This window comes from Streptomyces sp. NPDC007162 (assembly GCF_040634175.1).
In the GTDB taxonomy this organism is placed as follows: Bacteria; Actinomycetota; Actinomycetes; order Streptomycetales; family Streptomycetaceae; genus Streptomyces.
Genome location: NZ_JBEYFC010000658.1, coordinates 1 through 4,226 on the forward strand (window position 1 = coordinate 1; position 4,226 = coordinate 4,226).

The 4,226-nt window shown below is 72.4% G+C and carries 5 protein-coding genes; all 5 read left to right on the forward strand.

Features of this window, described 5'->3' with window-relative positions; translation table 11 throughout:
* Positions 1-273: 273 nt before the first annotated feature.
* The 5 genes from afsQ1 to ABZ646_RS41455 all read left to right on the forward strand — a co-directional run bounded on the left by afsQ1 (position 274) and on the right by ABZ646_RS41455 (position 4,081).
* Positions 274-951 (forward strand): two-component system response regulator AfsQ1, encoded by a 678-nt coding sequence (gene afsQ1, locus ABZ646_RS41435; protein WP_360531401.1) that lies wholly within the window; start codon positions 274-276, stop codon positions 949-951.
* The gene (locus ABZ646_RS41440) at positions 948-2,540 is read left to right on the forward strand and encodes a HAMP domain-containing sensor histidine kinase (RefSeq protein ID WP_360531404.1); all 1,593 of its coding nucleotides are present in this window, start codon (positions 948-950) and stop codon (positions 2,538-2,540) included. Before afsQ1 ends, ABZ646_RS41440 begins: the two co-directional genes overlap by 4 nt.
* On the forward strand, positions 2,540-3,142 hold the full coding sequence (locus ABZ646_RS41445; RefSeq protein ID WP_360531407.1) for a hypothetical protein: 603 nt from the start codon (positions 2,540-2,542) through the stop codon (positions 3,140-3,142). The genes ABZ646_RS41440 and ABZ646_RS41445 overlap by 1 nt, the downstream gene beginning before the upstream one ends.
* A 94-nt stretch (positions 3,143-3,236) precedes the next feature.
* On the forward strand, positions 3,237-3,788 hold the full coding sequence (locus ABZ646_RS41450; RefSeq protein ID WP_360531409.1) for a VanZ family protein: 552 nt from the start codon (positions 3,237-3,239) through the stop codon (positions 3,786-3,788).
* A 95-nt stretch (positions 3,789-3,883) separates the two neighbouring features.
* Positions 3,884-4,081 (forward strand): PspC domain-containing protein, encoded by a 198-nt coding sequence (locus ABZ646_RS41455; protein WP_360531412.1) that lies wholly within the window; start codon positions 3,884-3,886, stop codon positions 4,079-4,081.
* Positions 4,082-4,226: the final 145 nt, after the last annotated feature.

Here is a 4,226-nt window from a genome sequence, read left to right on the forward strand (position 1 = left end):
GTGCTGTGACCGATCAGCGTGTTCATCTCGCGCCCCCCGTCGTGGACTTCCGGTAGTTCGGCCTGCCCGGGCTTTCCACTTGCTCGGCTGCCCGTGCCGAGAACTCTGCCGGGCCACCTTCACGGCCGTATCCGCCGACTGTCACAGACCTGTCACAGGGGTCCGGCACGGACGTTCCACAGCGGGTGCACAGGAGGTGGGGCTACGACGGTTCCCGGCAGCTCCGAACAGCACAGGTCGTACGACAGGGCCCTCATGGGCCAGAATGAGCCCGTGCCTTCCCTGTTGCTGATCGAGGACGACGACGCCATCCGTACGGCCCTGGAGCTCTCACTGACGCGCCAGGGACACCGGGTGGCCACCGCTGCGACCGGTGAGGACGGTCTGAAGCTGTTGCGCGAGCAGCGGCCTGATCTGATCGTCCTCGACGTCATGCTGCCCGGAATTGACGGGTTCGAGGTGTGCCGGCGCATCCGGCGCACGGACCAGTTGCCCATCATCCTGCTGACCGCGCGCAGCGACGACATCGACGTGGTGGTCGGGCTGGAGTCGGGTGCCGACGACTACGTCGTCAAGCCCGTCCAGGGCCGGGTGCTGGACGCCCGGATCCGGGCGGTGCTGCGGCGCGGGGAGCGGGAGTCCACCGACTCGGCGACGTTCGGGAACGTCGTCATCGACCGTTCGGCGATGACCGTCACGAAGAACGGCGAGGACCTCCAGCTCACCCCGACCGAGCTGCGGCTGCTCCTGGAGCTGAGCCGGCGTCCGGGGCAGGCGCTGTCCCGGCAGCAGTTGCTGCGGCTGGTCTGGGAGCACGACTACCTCGGTGACTCCCGGCTGGTGGACGCCTGTGTGCAGCGGCTGCGCGCCAAGGTGGAGGACGTGCCCTCGTCCCCGACCCTGATCCGTACCGTGCGTGGTGTCGGCTACCGCCTGGACACCCCTCAGTGACGGACCGGCAGGAGGGTTTCCGCGGCTGGGCCGCGGATCGCAAGGGAGCCGTGTCCCGGCTGCGTTTCACCAGTCTGCGGCTGCGGCTCGTGGTCGTCTTCGGGCTGGTCGCGCTGACCGCCGCGGTGTCCGCGTCCGGCATCGCGTACTGGCTCAACCGCGAGGCCGTGCTCACCCGCACCCAGGACGCGGTGCTGCGTGACTTCCAGCAGGAGATGCAGAACCGGGCCGGCGCCCTGCCCGTCCACCCCACCCAGGACGAACTGCAGCGCACGGCCGGACAGATGGCCAACAGCAGCCAGCGCTTCAGCGTGCTCCTCGTCGGCGAGGGCGCCGACGGCAAGGTGGTGTACGGCAATTCGGGCGGGCTCAGCGGGTTCGCGCTGGACGAGGTGCCGACGTCGCTGCGCAAGGCCGTCGCCAGGCAGCAGAAGGTCACCGACGCCAACAAGTCGGCGTACCACCTGTACTGGCAGCGGGTCGTCGACCACGGCACGCCGTATCTCGTCGCCGGGACGCGGCTGATCGGCGGCGGCCCGACCGGCTACATGATGAAGTCCCTCGAACCCGAGGCGAAGGACCTCAACTCCCTTGCCTGGTCGCTCGGTATCGCCACCGCGCTGGCGCTGATCGGCTCCGCGCTGCTCGCGCAGGCCGCCGCCACGACCGTGCTGAAGCCGGTGCACCGGCTGGGTGTCGCCGCGCGGCGGCTCGGCGAGGGCAGGCTCGACACCCGGCTGCGGGTCTCCGGCACGGACGAACTCGCGGACCTGTCACGGACGTTCAACGACGCCGCCGAGGCGCTGGAGAAGCGGGTCGACGACATGGCCGCCCGCGACGACGCGTCCCGGCGGTTCGTCGCCGACATGAGCCACGAGCTGCGCACCCCGCTCACCGCGATCACCGCGGTGACGGAGATCCTGGAGGAGGAGCTGGAGGCGGAGTCCGGTTCGATCGACCCGATGATCGAGCCCGCCGTCCGGCTGGTGGTCAGCGAGACGCGCCGCCTCAACGACCTCGTCGAGAACCTGATGGAGGTCACCCGCTTCGACGCCGGCACGGCCCGTCTCGTCCTCGACGACGTCGACATCGCCGACCAGATCACCGCCTGCATCGACGCCCGCGCCTGGCTGGACGCGGTGGACCTGGACGCCGAGCGCGGCATCCACGCCCGCCTCGACCCGCGCCGCCTCGACGTCATCCTCGCCAACCTGATCGGCAACGCGCTCAAGCACGGCGGCTCGCCGGTGCGGGTGTCGGTGCGGATGGACCAGCAGGAGGGCGGCGAACTGGTGATCGCGGTCCGCGACCACGGTCCGGGTATCCCCGAGGACGTGCTCCCGCACGTCTTCGACCGGTTCTACAAGGCCAGCGCCTCCCGGCCGCGCTCCGAGGGCAGCGGCCTGGGCCTGTCGATCGCGACGGAGAACGCCCGGATCCACGGCGGCTCGATCACCGCCGCCAACTCCCCCGAGGGCGGCGCGGTGTTCACGTTCCGGCTGCCCCGGGACGCCTCGGCGCTGACCGAGGAGACGAAGGACGCCGGAGGCTCCGGGGAAGCCGGGGACGCCGGGGAGAAGGGCGCGTGATGCACGTACGAAGACTCCTGGGCGTCGCCGCGCTCGGGCTCGCGCTCGCCGGGTGCGGGATCCGGGCGACCGAGGTGCCGACCGACTTCGGCGGGGCGCCGTCGCGGGTGCCGTGCTCGATGACCCAGCCCGACCTGCCGGCGCAGTCCTCGCAGGGGGTGCCGGTGCAGGTGTTCCTGCTGTGCGGCGCCTCGCTGGTGACCGTCGACCGTGAGCTGCGCGTCCCCGACGGCACGGCGGACGCCAAGCGGCGGGTGATCGTCGCCCAGGGGCTGCTGGACCAGCTCGCCGAGACGCCGTCTGCCGCCGAGAAGGACGCGGGCTACACGACGTACGTGCGCGGCGGGATGAGCGTCGGCGGGCCGCGGCGCGGGGACCCCGACGACACGCTGCGGCTGAGCTCGTCGCCGCCGCAGCTGACGTCGTACGCCCTCGCCCAGATCGTGTGCACGCTGTCCGACTCGGCGGCCGCGGAGGGCGACGGTTCGGTGATCCTCGGGGGGCCGGGGGCGGAGCCGTTGCGGCGGTACGCGTGCACGGACGCGGTGCGGAACTCTCCGAGCGGGAACCGGCCGCCGTCCACCGGGGTCACTTCCGGGTGAGGGGGGCGGGGCGCCTCATGGGGTGCCTGGGCAAGGGCGCTTCACTTGACCCGTTTCCGGAACCGTTCCGGTGCGCGCGGGCGTCTTGGGGGGCGTGCAGCGTCAAGGCTTCGTCGGCGGGAGCGCCGGGATTCGGGTCCGTGCGGCAGGGGGCGTCCTCCTCGCCGCGCACCTCGCGCTCGTCGCCTGGCTGATGCTGCGGCCGCTGGACGTGCCCTGGGTGATGCCCGCCAACCTGCACCCGTTCGCCGGCATCCGGGCCGACCTGGCGCTGGGCCCGCGCGAGGCGGCGCACCGCATCGGTGAGGGGCTCGCGCTGCTCGCGCCGCTGGGGGTGCTGCTGCCGATGGCGCACGGCAGAGTCCGCGTCTCCCCGCTCGGTTCCCTGGTGGGTACGGCCACCACGGCCGCCCTGATCTCGCTGGGCATCGCCCTGTTGCAGACCGGGGTGCCCGGGCGGGTGGTGGACGTCGACTCGATCCTGCTGAACACCGTCGGCGTGGTCGTCGCGCACCTCGCGGTGGTTCCGGCGGCCCGTGCCCGGCTCCGCCGCAGGGACCGGCGGGAGCGGTCGGCCGCCGTCCCCCAGGAGGATCCGGCTCAGGGTCGTACCCCGACGATTCCCAGGGTCGGGATCGCCCCGTAGAGCGACGCTTCGACCCGGTTCGTCTCCGTACCGTGGTGGGCAGACGAGGGGCCGCACGAGCCCTCTCGCACCGGACGCTCACGAAGGAGCCGCAGATGTCCAGCCTCGCCCGCCCCACCCACGGCCGCATGATCGGCGGAGTGTGCGCCGCGCTGGCCCGGCGCTTCGGCACCTCCGCCACCACGATGCGGGTGGTCTTCCTGCTGTCCTGCCTGCTGCCCGGCCCGCAGTTCCTGCTCTACATAGCCCTGTGGATCCTGCTCCCCGCGGAGGAGAAGGCCACCGCCTGGTGACCCCGGTACGACAACGCCGTCGGGGCGCCCCGGAACAGTCCGGGGCGCCCCCCCCGGGGGGCCCCGCGGCGGGAGGTGGGGAGTGGGGGGGGGTGGGGGAGAGGGTGGAGAGGAGGGGGTTTATATGGGGGGGGGGGGGGTGGGT